Source organism: Streptomyces sp. NPDC001530 (genome assembly GCF_042894545.1).
GTDB lineage: Bacteria > Actinomycetota > Actinomycetes > Streptomycetales > Streptomycetaceae > Streptomyces.
Map to the genome: position 1 here is coordinate 209,716 of NZ_JBIAVS010000006.1, position 14,310 is coordinate 224,025.

The following is a 14,310-nucleotide window of genomic DNA, read 5'->3' on the forward strand; positions in this document are numbered from 1 at the left end:
ATGACCGAAGAGAACATGTGCCGCCGCCTGGTCGGCCGCACCGCCGTCATCACCGGCGCCGGCAGCGGCATCGGCCTCGCCACCGCGCGCCGGCTCGCCTCCGAGGGCGCCCACGTCGTCTGCGGTGACGTCGACGAGCAGCGCGGCAAGGCGGCCGCCGAGGAGGTCGGCGGGACCTTCGTGAAGGTCGACGTCACCGACCCCGAGCAGGTCGAGGCGCTCTTCAAGACCGCGTACGACACCTACGGCTCCGTCGACATCGCCTTCAACAACGCGGGCATCTCGCCGCCCGACGACGACTCCATCCTGGAGACCGGCCTGGAGGCCTGGAAGCGCGTGCAGGAGGTCAACCTCACCTCCGTGTACCTGTGCTGCAAGGCCGCCATCCCCTACATGCAGCGCCAGGGCAAGGGCTCCATCATCAACACGGCGTCCTTCGTGGCCCGGATGGGCGCCGCGACCTCGCAGATCTCGTACACGGCGTCCAAGGGCGGTGTGCTGGCCATGTCCCGCGAACTGGGCGTGCAGTTCGCCCGCGAGGGCATCCGGGTCAACGCCCTGTGCCCCGGGCCGGTCAACACCCCGCTCCTCCAGGAGCTGTTCGCCAAGGACCCGGAGCGGGCCGCGCGGCGGCTCGTGCACATCCCCGTCGGGCGGTTCGCCGAGGCCGACGAGATCGCCGCGGCGGTCGCGTTCCTCGCCAGCGACGACTCCTCCTTCGTGAGCGCCACCGACTTCCTGGTGGACGGCGGCATCTCGGGCGCGTACGTCACGCCGCTGTAGGTCACCCGGGTATACGGTCCACATTTCATGCGATACCGACACGTTTTCGCGTGGACTCTGGTCGCGGCCGCCGCCCTGGCGGCCGCGCCACCCGCCGCTCGGGTCGAGCGCCCAAACTGCCCGCGACTGTCGGGAAGTTGGTACGGCGACAACCGCGCCCACCTCCAGCAGGTGATCGACGAGCGCGGCACCTGCGCCGGACGCTTCGGCATGCATCCGGTCGCCGCCTTCGACTGGGACAACACGGTCACCAAGAACGACGTCACCGACGCGACCATCGCCTGGGCCCTGAGGCACGACAAGATCCTGCGCCCGGCGAGCTGGAAGGCCACCAGCGAGTGGCTCACGGACGACGCCGACCGGGCCCTCACCGAGGCCTGCGGCACGGACGTACCCGTGGGCGCGCCCCTGCCGACCTCCGCCCACACCCGCTGCACCGACGAGATCTTCGAGATCCGCGAGGACGGGAAGACCATGCGCGGCGCCGCCGCCTTCGCCGGTGACTGGAACCACCGGCGCACCGTCCCGCAGTACGCCTGGGTGCCCCAGCTGTTCGCCGGACACACGATCGCCGAGCTGACCTCGTACGCCCGCCGGGCGCGCGCGGAAGCCCTCGCCGCCCCCATCGGCTCGACGCGGACCCTCGGCACCCACACGATCCCGGCGTACGTCCGCTACTACGACCAGCAGCGCGATCTGATCCGTACCCTCCAACGAGCCGGATTCGACGTCTACATCGTCTCGGCGGGATCCGAACCCGTCACCGAGGTCTGGTCGCGCGGCGTCGGCGTCGACGCACGGCACACCCTCGCGATCCGCTCCGTCCTCGACCGGAACGGCCGGATCACCGCCTGGAACCAGGGCTGCGGCGACGTCCCCGCGAACCGGGGCGAGGCCATCCCGTACATCGACGGGAAGCGCTGCTGGATCAACCAGGAGATCTACGGTGTGCGCGGCGCCGCCGCCTGGCGGCAGCAGGACCGCCGCCATCGCCCCGCCATCGCGGGCGGCGACGCCGACACCGACGTCACCTTCGTCGGCGACGCCACCGGCGCGCACCTCGCCCTCAACCGCAACAAGAACGAGCTCATGTGCCGGGCGTACGACGACGCCGACGGCCGCTGGGTGATCAACCCGATGTTCATCGAACCGCTGCCGCCGCAGCGGGACCCCTACCCGTGCTCGACGAGCGCGTACAACGAACCGGACGGAGCCAAAGGGCCCGTACGGAGGGAGGACGGCTCGGTCGTGCCCGATCAGAAGGACACCGTGTATTGAGCGTGTGCCGAGCACCGTGTACTGATCTTCGGGGCACGTCCTAGAGTGCCGGGATGAGCATGACGCCTCCGCCCGGCTGGTACCGCGACCCGTCGTACCCGCTCATCGAGCGCTGGTGGGACGGGACCGCGTGGACCGACCACCGGCGCCAGCCCGAGGTGCCCCAACAGCCCTTGACGCAACCGGAGTCCACGGGCGGCGGCGGCTCCGGCCGCGCCAAGGCCGTCGCACTCACCGTCGCCGCCGTCGTCCTCGTCGCCTCCATCGTCACGGGCGCCGTCCTCCTGCGCCGGGACGACGGCGGCGGGAACAGCGGGAACGGAGGGGATGCGGCGGCGCAGACCACCCCGGCCGTCGCGACCCCCACCCCGTCGCCCTCGGCGTCCACCTCCGCCCCCTCGGCCGACGACCCCTCCGTCGTCGTGGACGAGCTCAACGGCATCACCCTGCCGCTGCTCGACGGCTGGGTCAGGCCCCAGTACGTCGCCGAGGACGACGTCGTGATGACGACTCCGGGCACGTACGACTGCCCGGGCGACCCCGGTCTCTGCCGCCACGGCCGGGTCATCTCGCGCACGGTGACGGCGAACGACGAGAAGTCCCCGAAGGCCCTCGCCGAACAGGACATCGAGGACGCGGCGAACGACGCGTACGACCGCGACCTCGTCGACAGCCGCCCCTACCGGGGCATCAAGTCCCACCAGAGGGTGACGGCGGGCTCGGTCGCCGTCGCCGGGCGCGCCGGGTACTTCGTGCGCTGGAAGGTCAGGACCGGGGTGGGGCCCGGGGGTTACGTCGAGTCGCTGGCCTTCCCGTCCAGCGTGGGCTCGGAGTCGCTCGTCATCGTCCGCTTCGCCTTCGACGCGGGCGCCGACGGGCCGCCGCTGTCCGACATGGACGAGATCACCAAGGGGATTCGGCCGGTGGACGACGCGGACACGGGCGGGGGCGTGGGCAGCAGCATCGGCCCGTCGAAGTGACATCGCGGGACGGCTCGCACAGTCCCTGGAGGCCCTAGAGGAACGTGTGGCCTTCCCCGCGATACGTCGGGACCGCGGCCGTCACCGTGTCACCCTCCACGAGGTGCAGCGTGTCGAACCGCTCGCACAGTTCGCCTGCCTTGGCGTGCCGGAACCACACCTTGTCGCCGATGAGCAGATCGTCGGCCGGGGAGCCCAGCAGCGGTGTCTGCACCTCGCCGGGACCCTCCTGGGGGTCGTATTTCAGGCCCTCGGGGAGGTAGGGAACCGGCAGCCGGTCGGCGCCCGGGGCCCCGGAGGCCGGGTAGCCGCCGCCGAGCACGGTCACGACCCCCACCCCCGGCCTGCGGACGACGGGCTGGGCGAACAGCGCGGCCGGACGCCCGGTGAACGAGGTGTAGTTGTCGAAGAGCCTCGGCACGTAGAGCCCCGAGCCCGCCGCGATCTCAGTGACCGCGTCCTCGGCGGCCGTGTGCTGGACGCTGCCGGTGCCACCGCCGTTGACGAACTCGAGGTCCGGCTCCACGGCCCGTACGGCACGGACGACCTCGGCGCGCCGCTGGGCGAGCTCCTTGCGGGCGGTGGCCTGCATCAGCCGGACGGCACGCGACCGCAGGGGCCGCCCGGCGATCGCGTCACCGACGCCCGCGATGTGACCCTCGTACGCCATGATCCCGACCAGCTTGAACCCCGGGCGCCGGGCGACGGCACGGGCCATCTCGGCGACCTGGCCGGGGGAGCGCAGCGGCGAGCGCAGGGCTCCGATGCGCACCCGCCCGCCGAGCAGCTTGAGGGAGGTGTCCAACTCCAGGCAGACACGCACGACTTCGGTGCCGCCCTGCCGGGCCTCGTCGATGAGACGGAGCTGGGCCGGGTCGTCGACCATGACCGTCACGGCGGCGGCGAGCTTGGGGTCACTGGTCAGCTCGGCATAGCCCTTGCGGTCCGCCGACGGATAGGCGAGCAGCACGTCGTCGAAGCCGGAGCGGGCGAGCCACAGGGACTCGGCGAGGGTGAAGGACATGATGCCCGCGAAGCCGTCCCGGTCCAGGACGCGTTCGAGCAGGGCGCGGCAGCGCAGGGACTTGCTGGCGACGCGGATCGGCTTGCCGGCGGCCCGGCGGAGGAGATCGTCCGCGTTCGCGTCGAAGGCCTCCAGGTCCACGATCGCGACGGGGGCGTCGAGGTGAGCGGTGGCCCGGTCGTAGCGGGCCCGGTCGGCGGCGCGGGCAGTCATGACCGAAGCCTGCCAGACTCGATTACCGCAGGGTAGGGGGACGTTCCGGGCAGATGCCCCGGGGCCCCGGACTGGTTCCCTCCGGGCCGGGGTCAACCCGTAGAGTGACGCGCACGCAGGGAGGAACGACCTTGCCCCGGCGGGCCCTGCCCGGGGTGACGGTCCACCGGTGCGGGTATGCGTGCCCGTGGCGGTCCCTTGCGTACACGCGAAACGGCCCCGCCGAGTTCCAAGGCGGTGCGATGGCCCGGGTACGAGGAAACGGGGGGCTCCATGAGCACGGAAGCGCGCCGCGCCTCCATCCCCCCACGCCCCCCGACCCCACCCACTCCACCGCCCACGCCCGCTCCGCCGACCCGACCCGACTCGTCGACTACGACCGACTCGTCGACGTCGCCTGGTCCGTCGAGGTCGTCCGGTCCGTCGATCGCGCCTGGTCCGTCGACTCCGTCCGGTGCCACAACTCCGCCCGGCCCGTCGGACCTACCCCAGCCGGATCAGCTTTCGTCGCCGGAACGGCCGTCGCCGCTGGCTGAGGTCGCGCCGCTGGCTGAGACCGCGCCGCGCGAGGCTGCGGCGCCGGGGGAGCCCCCATTGCGGAACGAGGCCGCGGCGAGCGCAGAGTCCGCGACCCCGCCCCGCCCGACGACCCCGCCACCGGGCTACGCCCCGCCGCTCCCCTCGCAGGATCCGCGGCCGACCGGCAGAGCGTCGCAGCCGCCCCGTCCGACGGCCTCACCTTCGGCTGAGGCCTCGTCGCGTCGCGTGCGGGATCGGGATCCGGTGCTGGGCGACGTCCCGTCATTTCCGCCGCGTCCGGCGGTCTCGTCTGCGGGCGATGCATTGTCGCGCCCCGCGCAGGATGGGGATTCGGTGTCGGGCGAGGTGTCGTGGTCTGGCCGGGAGGATGTGCCGTCGGGGGACACCGTGTTGTCTTCGCCGCGTCGAACGGCCTCGCAGCCGGCCGGCACCGCGTCGCGGCCGCCTCGTCCAGCGGCCTCACCTTCGGGAACTTCGGGCGATGCCTCGTCGCGCCGTGCGCAGGACCGGGTGGCGGGTGACGTCCCGTCGCTTCCACCCCGCCCCGTGGCCCCGCCGTCGAGTGGCGGTCCGTTGTCCTCGTCTCGCGCTGCGGCCTCGTGGTCCGGTGATGGCCCGTCGGAACGGTCGGTGGGGGTGCCGTCGGGGGGTACTCAGCCGTCCTCGTCGCGGGGGGTGGCCTCGCGGTCCGGGGACGTCTCGTCCGTGCCGCCCCGTCCGGTCGAGCCGCCTTCCATGGGGGAGGGCTCGACTGAGGTCGGGCGGGGCGAACGGAGCGTGGAGGGTGACGGTCCCCGGGGGGCCGGTGCCGACGCCGTGTCGGGTGCTGGGCGCGCCTCGCGTATTCCGTCGCCGGCGCGGTCCTTCGACTTCTTCGACTTCTCCGCCGATGCGTCTGATACGTCGGTGTCGGCGCCGGAGGCCACGAGCGCGCCACAGGCCTCCGCGTCGTCGGCCGGGGCGGAGGCCCGCCGGTTCCCCGCCCTGCGCCCCGAGCGACGGGCGGGCTCCGTGCCGCCGCCCCCGCCCGCGGCCTCCGCACGGTTCCCCGACGCGCCCCCGGCGTCCTCCGCGCTCGCCGAGTCCGTGCGGCCCGGCGTGCCGCGGCGCACCGCCGTGCCCGAGGAGAGGCCCACGGAGACGACCAGGCGGCTGCGCCCCATCCGGCCCGAGGAACCGGCCGAACCCCGGGTCACCCCGCCCCCGGTCCCCGCATCCCCCTCGGGAACTCCGAGCGTGGAGCGCCCCTTCGTGTCGTTCGCGCAGCCGGAGACGTACGACGGCGGCGGCGAGCGCCCGCGAACGGTCCGCGGAATCCGCACCCGTACCGTGGCCGCCGCGGCCTGTGTCGTGCTCGGACTCGGGCTCATCGGCGGTGCGGTGACGGGGAGTTGGCTGACCGGCGACAGCGCGGACGGAGCCGGCTCGCGGAGCGCCTTCGCGGCGGGCGGAGAGCTCTGGCACAGCGTGCCCGTGGACCAGCTCTTCCCGCCCACCGTGCAGGGCGTGGGCGCCGGCCCCGGCGGCGCCGACCGCACCTGGACCCGTATCGCCGTCGCCCCCGACAGCGGCTGCAAGGACGCCTTCGACCCGCTCCTGCGCAAGGCCCTCGCCCCGGTCGGCTGCCTGCGACTGCTGCGCGCCACCTACACGGACGCGACCCGCAGCCATGTCACCACCGTCGGCCTGCTGTTCACCAAGGCGGACGCGGCGGCCATGACCTCTCTGAAGTCCCGCTTCCAGAAAGAGGGCCTGGACCGGCGCACCGACCTCATGCCCCGCCCGTACGCCGCGAAGGGCACCGCCGCCGAGGGCTTCGGCGACGCCCAGCGGGCCTCCTGGACGGTGTCGGTCCTCACCGACGCCCCCGTCGTCGTCTACGCGGTCTCCGGCTTCGCCGACGGCCGTACCGTCACCGCTCCGCAGCCCGCCGCTGACGCCATGAAGCCCGGCGCGACCACGGCCCCGGCCCAGGCGGGCCTCGGCCACGAGGCTCAGGGTCTCGCCGACCGCGTCGAGCGAGGCCTCCGCAAGACCGTCACCTCGGCCACGGAGAAGCCGTCATGACCCGCAAGGCCGGGCCGACCCGCAAGGCCGGACTGATCCGCAAGGCCGCGCCGACCCGCAGGTCCGCAGTCCTCGGCGTCCTGCTGGCCGCATCCCTCGCCCTGGTCCCCTCCACGGCCGCCTACGCCGACGGCATACGCGCCAAGCAGTGGGCCCTCGACGCGATGCACACCCAGGAGGCCTGGCGCACCACGAAGGGCAAGGGCATCACCGTCGCCGTCCTCGACACCGGCGTCGACGCCCAGCACCCGGACCTCGCGGGCAACGTGCTCACCGGCAAGGACATGGTCGGCTTCGGAGCCTCCCGCGGCGACCGGGCGTGGGCCCGGCACGGCACCGCGATGGCGGGCATCATCGCGGGGCACGGCCACGGTGCGGGCGACGGCGACGGCGTCATGGGCATCGCCCCCAAGGCCAAGGTCCTCCCGGTCCGCGTCATCCTCGAAGACGGCGACTCCGCCCGTACGAAGGCCCGCAACACCCGTGGCAACGCCCTCGCCGAGGGCATCCGCTGGGCCACCGACCACGGCGCCGACGTCATCAACCTCTCCCTCGGCGACGACTCCAAGTCCGCCCACCCCGAACCCGCCGAGGACGAGGCCGTCCAGTACGCCCTGAAGAAGGGCGTGGTCGTCGTCGCCTCGGCCGGCAACGGCGGCGAGAAGGGCGACCACGTCTCGTACCCGGCCGCCTACCCGGGCGTGATCGCCGCGACCGCCGTGGACCGCTACGGCACCCGCGCCTCGTTCTCCACCCGCCGCTGGTACGCCACCGTCAGCGCCCCCGGCGTCGACGTCGTCATCGCCGACCCGGACGACAAGTACTACGAGGGCTGGGGCACCAGCGCGGCGTCCGCCTTCGTCTCCGGCGCGGTCGCGCTCATCAAGGCGGCCCACCCGGGCCTGTCCCCGGCTCAGATCAAGCAGCTCCTGGAGGACACGGCCCGCAACGCCCCCGCCGGCGGCCACGACGACTCCCGAGGCTTCGGCTTCGTCGACCCCGCCGCCGCGATCAAGGCGGGCGGCCGCCTCAAGCCGGAAGGGCTCCACTCGACGGCGTACGGCCAGAAGTACTTCGGCTCGGGCCCCGACACCCCCGCGGACGGCGAGAGTTCCTCCGGCTGGGCGGGCCCCCTCGCGGGCGGCCTCGGCGCGGTCCTGCTGGCCGCCGCGGTCGTGCTGTGGCGCGGCCGAAGGGGCCCGAGCGACTTCGGCCGCGCCTAGCCGTCGGCCGCTGCGGCCGCGCCTGGCTGCGGGCCCCTGCGCCCGCGCCTAGTCGTCGGCCGTGTCCTGGAAGGCGGAGACGGCCGCCTCCGCCGCCGCCTCGACCAGCGAAATCCCCTTCGCCTTCGTCGAGTTGCCGTTCGACAGCGTCGCCACCAGATAGTCGTGCCCGTCGACGGTGACCCGCCCGATGCTGTTGATGTCCCACAGCTCGGTCGTGCTGCGCGCCAACCACCCGTTCTTCAGCGCCCACTTGGAGCCGTCGGCCGCGGCCGACACCCCCCAGTGCTGATCGGTGGCGATCCCGCCCATGAGCCCCTGGAGATACGACCGCGAGCTCTCGCTCAGCTCCGAGTCGTCCCCGAACACCTGCCGCAGCAGGGTCAGTTGATCGGCGGCGGTGGTCTGGGTCAGACCCCACAGCATGCCGGACCCGCCCTCCGTGCCGGTCAGCCCGAAACGCTTGTTGGCGGCGTTGAGACCATCCGCCTGCCCGATCGTGCGCCACAGCGCGGACGCCGAGGTGTTGTCGCTGTTCTCGATCATCGCGGTGGCGTACGCCTTCTCCTGGGCCGTCAGGTGCCGGTCCGCGTCCTGCGCCTGGAGCAGCAGCGTGGCCAGGATGTCGACCTTGACGATGCTCGCGGTGTCGAAGGTGCCGTCGCCGTACACGGCGCTCTCACCTGAGTCGACGTCGAGGACCGCGACCGACACCTCCGCGCCGTCCTCCACGGTCACTGACGTCATCGCCTTGGCGAGCAGCGCGTCCCGGTCGACCGAGGGCTCCGCCACAGGTTCCACCGAGGCCTCCTCGCTGATGGCCGGCGACGCCGAGGACGATGCCGAGGACGCGGACGACGATACGAGGCCCGGGCCGTCGTGCGCCTGTGCCTTCACATACACCGTCCCCGCCGCCGTAGCGCCGACGAGGACGGCGGAGGCCACCACGGTGTAGAGGAGTGGCGTGCGTCGGGAGGGGCGGGCGCGGCGCCCGCGGGCTCTGTGACGGTCCATCCCGCGATGCTGGGCGGCTGGGCTGTGTCCGCGGTTAGACGAATGTTAGATGTGTGTCAGGGAAGGCTGAGAAACCCATGAGTCCCGTCACCGCCGGGTTTCCGGGGCCGCACAAGCGCAGCAGCATCCCCCCGATAGGGTCGGGGACCGTGGCGAACAAGAACATTCCCGACTCCGGCTTCTCCGACGACGACGGCTCCGCCGATCCCCGGCTGAGCGCGGCGCTCACCGCCTGGGCCGAGGACCGCACCGCCGTGCGTCCGGTCCTGGAGGCGCTCAAGGGCGCCCGGCTCCTCGTGCCCGTCGTGGCCGTCCTCGGCGAGGTCGAGGAGGACGAGAACGGGCTGCGCCGCGAGAAGACCAGCGACGTGGCGGTCCCGACCCTGAAGGCGGGCAGCCGCACGGCCCTGCCCGCCTTCACCTCCACCGAGTCGCTGGCCCGGTGGGATCCGCAGGCCCGCCCCGTCGCCGTACCCCTGCACCAGGCCCTGCAGGCCGCCGCCCACGAGAAGGCCGACACGATCGTGCTGGACATGGCCGGTCCCGTGCCCTACGAGCTGACGGGTTCGGCCCTGCTGGCGCTCGCCGAGGGGCGCACCTCCGCCGACCCGCTGGCCGACCCGGCCGTCGTCGAGGCGGTACGGGCCGCGGTCGCCGCCGAGCCCCTGGTGCTCCGCGCCCACCTCGGCCCGGGCCAGGCCGACGGCACCCTCGCCCTCGTACTGGACCCAGCCGCCGCCCCGGCCGAGACCGCCCGCGCCATCGCCGAACGGCTCGCGGCCGACGAAACACTGAGGGCCCGCCTGGTGCGCGGCCTCGACCTGGCACTCCTGCCGGCCGGGGCGACGCCTCCGGGCGAGCCCTTGTACGTACGCTCCTGAAGCTGTCGTACGTCGTACGTACGGTCCTCAAGACCTTGTACGTACGCTCCTGATGGTCTAGCCGTAGACCGGGCCCGTGTACTTCTCGCCCGGGCCCTGGCCCGGCTCGTCCGGGACGATGGACGCCTCGCGGAAGGCCAGCTGCAGCGACTTCAGGCCGTCGCGCAGGGGCGCCGCGTGGAAGGAGCTGATCTCGGTCGCGCTCGCGTCGAGCAGCCCGGCCAGCGCGGTCACCAGCTTGCGCGCCTCGTCCAGGTCCTTGTGCTCGTCGCCCTCCTCGGTCAGACCGAGCTTCACGGCGGCGGCGCTCATCAGGTTGACGGCGACCGTCACGATCACCTCGACCGCGGGGACCTCGGCGATGTCGCGGGTCATGGTGTCGTAGTCGGGCGTCTGGGGAGGGGTGTCACTCATGCCTCACACGATAGGCCCCGGCGCGCCCGCCCCGTGCGGGGGAGTACCGGCGGAGCTGTCCGGTTCGCGCCTCCCCCGGGGAGCTGCTAACCTTGTGTAACGACCGGCTGGACATGCATGTGCCCGGCCCACAAGTGGAGGCTCCGATCTCCCACCTGACCGTCCTCCGGGACGGCGGGTCACCCCGGTCAGGCGGCCACCACCGTTCCGTACGGACGGTGGAGTCGCCCGAAAGTGCGCCCCGCGGTACGTCGCGGCGGTGCTCCGGTAGTCCTTGGAGCCCCGCCTGTGTCCCGTCCCGGGGCATTTTTCATGCCCCGCGGTGGTTGGTCCACATGTCATCAGAGACATACGCGGCTGTCCGCCAGATCGCCGTGTGGTGCTACCGAGGAGGATCCATCAGCGCCGAGCCCCGCATCAACGACCGGATTCGCGTTCCCGAGGTGCGACTTGTCGGTCCCAGCGGCGAGCAGGTCGGGATTGTTCCGCTTGCCAAGGCCCTGGAGCTTGCGCAGGAGTACGACCTCGACCTGGTCGAGGTGGCCGCGAACGCGCGCCCGCCGGTCTGCAAGCTCATGGACTACGGGAAGTTCAAGTACGAGTCGGCCATGAAGGCCCGTGAGGCGCGCAAGAACCAGGCGCACACGGTCATCAAGGAGATGAAGCTCCGGCCGAAGATCGACCCGCACGACTATGACACCAAGAAGGGTCACGTCGTCCGGTTCCTCAAGCAGGGCGACAAGGTCAAGATCACGATCATGTTCCGTGGTCGCGAGCAGTCTCGGCCGGAACTCGGCTACCGACTGCTGCAGCGTCTCGCGTCGGACGTCGAGGACCTCGGTTTCGTTGAGTCGAACCCGAAGCAGGACGGCCGGAACATGATCATGGTTCTCGGTCCGCACAAGAAGAAGACCGAGGCGATGGCCGAGGCCCGTGAGGCCCAGGCGGCTCGCAAGGCGGAAGCGAAGGCCAACCCGGGCCGTTCGCAGAACGCCGCCGAGACGGCCGACGCCGAGACGGCTGACGCCGAGAGCGCCGAGGCCGCGGCCGAGGCTTCCGCCGAGGCCTGATCCCAGGGCTTACGCCCCGGGAGCCCGGAACAACAGTTCAGGGAGTCCCGGGACAGCAGTCCAGGGATGTCAATCCATACATATGACGTTGCACCGTGCCCGGTTTCACGACCGGGCATCGGAACGCCACTGACGAGGAGAGAACGGCGCTATGCCGAAGAACAAGTCGCACAGCGGTGCCAGCAAGCGCTTCAAGGTCACCGGCTCCGGCAAGGTGCTCCGTGAGCGCGCCGGCAAGCGCCACCTGCTCGAGCACAAGTCGTCCCGTCTGACGCGTCGCCTCACCGGCAACGCCGAGATGGCCCCGGGCGACGCCAAGAAGATCAAGAAGCTTCTCGGCAAGTGACGTACCGGCGCCTAGCCGCCGTACGTCTGGACCGGGACCCAATCGATTTCGGGCCGTGTGAAGACCACCACGGCCCCGCTACAAGGAGTTAACAAGTGGCACGCGTCAAGCGGGCAGTCAACGCCCACAAGAAGCGCCGGGCGATCCTCGAGCAGGCTTCCGGCTACCGCGGTCAGCGTTCGCGTCTGTACCGCAAGGCCAAGGAGCAGGTCACCCACTCGCTGGTCTACAACTACAACGACCGTAAGAAGCGCAAGGGCGACTTCCGGCAGCTGTGGATCCAGCGCATCAACGCCGCGGCCCGCGCCAACGGCATCACGTACAACCGCTTCATCCAGGGTCTGAAGGCCGCGAACGTCGAGGTCGACCGCAAGATCCTCGCGGAGCTGGCCGTCAACGACGCCAACGCGTTCGCCGCGCTCGTCGAGGTCGCGCAGAAGGCGCTGCCGTCGGACGTCAACGCGCCGAAGGCTGCGTGACGCCGGCGCTGGCCTTGAGCCGGATGTAGCTGTGGACCCGCTTGCCTTGCGGCTTGCGGGTCCATATGCGTTTTCGCTGCGCGTGCGCTGCGCTGTGCAGCGCTCTGCTGTGCGGTGGTCGGCTTGCTCTGCGGGGGTCCGCGTCGTGTCGCCTGGGGGCGGCACCGACCCCTTTCCGTCCCTGCGGGTCGTCCGTGGTCCGGCTGTCGGACGGGCGTACGCTGCGCGTCGTTCCGGACGGTTCGTTCCGGGCGGTTTCGGCACCGCCGGAATCCGCCGTCGTGGCTGAGCGCCGTTGCGGCGGGAAGGGGCGGCCGTTGCCGTGGGAGAAGGGCCCGGCTCGCGAGAGCCTACGCTCGCTGCGGCGACGTTCGCCTGCTGCGGCGAGCAAGGGAACTCATCCGCTGTCGTGGTCGGAGATCCTCGCCCGCACCGCACCGGCATATCCGCACCGCACCGGGCCGGGCTGCACTGCACCGGGCCGCGCCGCTTCGCGCCGCACTGCATCGCGCCGCGCGGGCCGGGCCCCGCGCCTGCGCTCCGTAGGCGCGGGAGGTTTCCGCCCGCTCCCCGGGCCGAGGACCCCGATCCAGCCGCCGCGCATGAAGGTTCCGGCTCGCCGGATAATGGCCCGCAGCCGCAGCCGCAGCCGCAGCCGCAGCCGCAGCCGCAGCCGCAGCCGCAGCCGCAGCCGCACCTTGGGCGGGCGTCGTGCCGCGTGCCCTCCGTCGTCGGTTCAGCCCCGTGTGGCGGAGGCTGAACACTCCTCCGCAACCCCCGAAGGTGAACCCATGGCTGCCGCCCCCGAGTTGATCTCCCCGCGCTCGCCCCGTGTTTCCGCCGCGCGGCGGCTCGCCAGGCGGAATTTCCGGGGCAAGGAGCGGCTGTTCCTCGCCGAGGGGCCGCAGGCCGTGCGGGAGGCGGCGGCGCACCGGGCCGACGGCGCCGCCACGCTGGTGGAGCTCTTCGCGACCGTCGAGGCGGCGGGGCGGTACGCCGACATCATCGGGGAGGCCCGGGACGCCGGGGCTCGGGTGCACCTCGCCGACGAAGCGGTGATCGCCGACATTTCCACGACGGTCACCCCGCAGGGGCTGGTCGGGGTCTGCCGGTTCCTGGACACGCCGTTCGAGGAGATCCTCAAGGCCGAGCCCAAGCTCGTCGCCGTACTCGCGCACGTCCGCGACCCCGGCAACGCCGGGACGGTGCTGAGGTGCGCGGACGCCGCCGGTGCCGAGGCCGTCGTACTTACCGACGCGTCCGTCGACGTGTACAACCCCAAGGCCGTACGGGCCTCGGTCGGGTCCCTGTTCCATCTGCCCGTCGCCGTCGGCGTGCCCGTCGAGCGGGCCGTGCAGGGGCTCAAGGACGCCGGGGTGCGGATTCTCGCCGCCGACGGCGCCGGTGACGACGACCTCGACGACGAGCTCGACAAGGGGACCATGGGCGGACCCACCGCCTGGGTGTTCGGGAACGAGGCGTGGGGGCTTCCGGAGGAGACGCGCGCGCTGGCCGATGCTGTCGTGCGCGTTCCGATTCACGGAAAGGCCGAGAGTCTGAACCTCGCCACGGCCGCCGCCGTATGTCTCTACGCGTCCGCCCGTGCACAGCGCGGCTCCGGAGGGTGCCGTTCCGTCACCCACAGCTAGTAGGGTGACGGGCTCGGGGGCCCACTGCCAGACGAGAGGTGGGGTACGGGGATGAGTGTCGGCACGAGCGGGGCGCAGAAGGCGCCGCGAGCACGGGACGTGCGCGGCACACCCGCGTCCCGGCGCGGTGACCTCACCGCCGAACGCGAAGCCGACCTCGGAACCGAAGCCGACCTCGGAACCGAAGCCGACCTCGGAACCGAAGCCGACCTCGGAACCGAAGCCGACCTCGGAACCGAAGCCGAACGCGAAGTCGACCTCGGAGCCGAAGCCGAACGCGAAGTCGACCTCGGAGCCGAAGCCGATCGCGAAGTCGGCCTCGGAGCCGAAGTCGACCGCGAAGCCGAAA

At 72.2% G+C, this 14,310-nt stretch carries 15 protein-coding genes; 10 read left to right on the forward strand and 5 right to left on the reverse strand.

What is annotated here, in order from left to right; translation table 11 throughout:
• The 3 genes from ACFY0T_RS13800 to ACFY0T_RS13810 are packed head-to-tail and all read left to right on the forward strand — an operon-like array spanning position 1 to position 3,041.
• Positions 1-783 carry a 3-oxoacyl-ACP reductase gene (locus tag ACFY0T_RS13800; RefSeq protein WP_388868740.1) on the forward strand — a complete coding sequence of 261 codons (783 nt, stop codon included), beginning with the start codon at positions 1-3 and terminating at the stop codon, positions 781-783.
• Between the two features lie 27 nt (positions 784-810).
• Positions 811-2,061 (forward strand): haloacid dehalogenase-like hydrolase, encoded by a 1,251-nt coding sequence (locus ACFY0T_RS13805; protein ID WP_388868743.1) that lies wholly within the window; start codon positions 811-813, stop codon positions 2,059-2,061.
• A gap of 53 nt (positions 2,062-2,114) precedes the next feature.
• Entirely contained in the window at positions 2,115-3,041 is a 927-nt protein-coding gene (locus tag ACFY0T_RS13810) for a DUF2510 domain-containing protein (protein WP_388868745.1), read from the forward strand.
• A 34-nt stretch (positions 3,042-3,075) separates the two neighbouring features.
• On the opposite strand, the gene ACFY0T_RS13815 is transcribed toward ACFY0T_RS13810, so the two are convergent.
• Both ACFY0T_RS13815 and ACFY0T_RS13820 read right to left on the reverse strand, forming a co-directional pair.
• Entirely contained in the window at positions 3,076-4,278 is a 1,203-nt protein-coding gene (locus tag ACFY0T_RS13815) for an amino acid deaminase/aldolase (RefSeq protein WP_388868747.1), read from the reverse strand.
• Between the two features lie 1,193 nt (positions 4,279-5,471).
• Positions 5,472-6,014 carry a hypothetical protein gene (locus ACFY0T_RS13820; protein ID WP_388868749.1) on the reverse strand — a complete coding sequence of 181 codons (543 nt, stop codon included), beginning with the start codon at positions 6,012-6,014 and terminating at the stop codon, positions 5,472-5,474.
• A 40-nt stretch (positions 6,015-6,054) separates the two neighbouring features.
• Between ACFY0T_RS13820 and ACFY0T_RS13825 the strand changes: the two genes are divergently transcribed.
• Complete coding sequence (locus ACFY0T_RS13825; RefSeq protein WP_388868752.1) at positions 6,055-6,885, forward strand: hypothetical protein; 831 nt, start codon at positions 6,055-6,057, stop codon at positions 6,883-6,885.
• On the forward strand, positions 6,882-8,108 hold the full coding sequence (gene mycP / locus ACFY0T_RS13830) for a type VII secretion-associated serine protease mycosin (protein ID WP_388868755.1): 1,227 nt from the start codon (positions 6,882-6,884) through the stop codon (positions 8,106-8,108). The genes ACFY0T_RS13825 and mycP overlap by 4 nt, the downstream gene beginning before the upstream one ends.
• A gap of 48 nt (positions 8,109-8,156) precedes the next feature.
• Here mycP and ACFY0T_RS13835 read toward each other — a convergent pair whose 3' ends face one another.
• A complete protein-coding gene (locus ACFY0T_RS13835) occupies positions 8,157-9,122 on the reverse strand; it encodes a serine hydrolase (RefSeq protein WP_388868757.1) in 966 nt (321 codons plus the stop codon).
• A gap of 149 nt (positions 9,123-9,271) precedes the next feature.
• Here ACFY0T_RS13835 and ACFY0T_RS13840 point away from each other — a divergent pair, with 149 nt between their 5' ends.
• Positions 9,272-10,003: an SseB family protein gene (locus ACFY0T_RS13840; RefSeq protein WP_388868759.1), complete on the forward strand. Its 732-nt coding sequence runs from the start codon at positions 9,272-9,274 to the stop codon at positions 10,001-10,003.
• A 57-nt stretch (positions 10,004-10,060) separates the two neighbouring features.
• On the opposite strand, the gene ACFY0T_RS13845 is transcribed toward ACFY0T_RS13840, so the two are convergent.
• Positions 10,061-10,417 carry a DUF1844 domain-containing protein gene (locus ACFY0T_RS13845; RefSeq protein WP_327427389.1) on the reverse strand — a complete coding sequence of 119 codons (357 nt, stop codon included), beginning with the start codon at positions 10,415-10,417 and terminating at the stop codon, positions 10,061-10,063.
• Positions 10,418-10,791: 374 nt separating this feature from the next.
• Between ACFY0T_RS13845 and infC the strand changes: the two genes are divergently transcribed.
• The 3 genes from infC to rplT all read left to right on the forward strand — a co-directional run bounded on the left by infC (position 10,792) and on the right by rplT (position 12,312).
• Entirely contained in the window at positions 10,792-11,487 is a 696-nt protein-coding gene (gene infC, locus ACFY0T_RS13850; protein WP_388869389.1) for a translation initiation factor IF-3, read from the forward strand.
• 151 nt (positions 11,488-11,638) lie between these two features.
• Positions 11,639-11,833: a 50S ribosomal protein L35 gene (gene rpmI / locus ACFY0T_RS13855; RefSeq protein ID WP_007829094.1), complete on the forward strand. Its 195-nt coding sequence runs from the start codon at positions 11,639-11,641 to the stop codon at positions 11,831-11,833.
• A 95-nt stretch (positions 11,834-11,928) separates the two neighbouring features.
• A complete protein-coding gene (gene rplT / locus ACFY0T_RS13860) occupies positions 11,929-12,312 on the forward strand; it encodes a 50S ribosomal protein L20 (RefSeq protein ID WP_006141703.1) in 384 nt (127 codons plus the stop codon).
• Positions 12,313-12,709: 397 nt separating this feature from the next.
• On the opposite strand, the gene ACFY0T_RS13865 is transcribed toward rplT, so the two are convergent.
• A complete protein-coding gene (locus ACFY0T_RS13865) occupies positions 12,710-13,009 on the reverse strand; it encodes a hypothetical protein (RefSeq protein ID WP_388868763.1) in 300 nt (99 codons plus the stop codon).
• A gap of 94 nt (positions 13,010-13,103) precedes the next feature.
• Here ACFY0T_RS13865 and ACFY0T_RS13870 point away from each other — a divergent pair, with 94 nt between their 5' ends.
• A complete protein-coding gene (locus ACFY0T_RS13870; protein WP_388868766.1) occupies positions 13,104-13,961 on the forward strand; it encodes a TrmH family RNA methyltransferase in 858 nt (285 codons plus the stop codon).
• The last annotated feature ends 349 nt before the right edge of the window (positions 13,962-14,310 follow it).

What these genes read in the sequence shown, in the direction of transcription:
- ACFY0T_RS13800 (WP_388868740.1), top strand. Translation starts at nt 1, where the DNA reads ATGACCGAAGAGAACATGTGCCGCCGCCTGGTCGGCCGCACCGCCGTC.
- ACFY0T_RS13805 (WP_388868743.1), top strand. Translation starts at nt 811, where the DNA reads ATGCGATACCGACACGTTTTCGCGTGGACTCTGGTCGCGGCCGCCGCC.
- ACFY0T_RS13810 (WP_388868745.1), top strand. Translation starts at nt 2,115, where the DNA reads ATGAGCATGACGCCTCCGCCCGGCTGGTACCGCGACCCGTCGTACCCG.
- ACFY0T_RS13815 (WP_388868747.1), bottom strand. Translation starts at nt 4,278, where the DNA reads ATGACTGCCCGCGCCGCCGACCGGGCCCGCTACGACCGGGCCACCGCT.
- mycP (WP_388868755.1), top strand. Translation starts at nt 6,882, where the DNA reads ATGACCCGCAAGGCCGGGCCGACCCGCAAGGCCGGACTGATCCGCAAG.
- ACFY0T_RS13835 (WP_388868757.1), bottom strand. Translation starts at nt 9,122, where the DNA reads ATGGACCGTCACAGAGCCCGCGGGCGCCGCGCCCGCCCCTCCCGACGC.
- ACFY0T_RS13845 (WP_327427389.1), bottom strand. Translation starts at nt 10,417, where the DNA reads ATGAGTGACACCCCTCCCCAGACGCCCGACTACGACACCATGACCCGC.
- rpmI (WP_007829094.1), top strand. Translation starts at nt 11,639, where the DNA reads ATGCCGAAGAACAAGTCGCACAGCGGTGCCAGCAAGCGCTTCAAGGTC.
- ACFY0T_RS13870 (WP_388868766.1), top strand. Translation starts at nt 13,104, where the DNA reads ATGGCTGCCGCCCCCGAGTTGATCTCCCCGCGCTCGCCCCGTGTTTCC.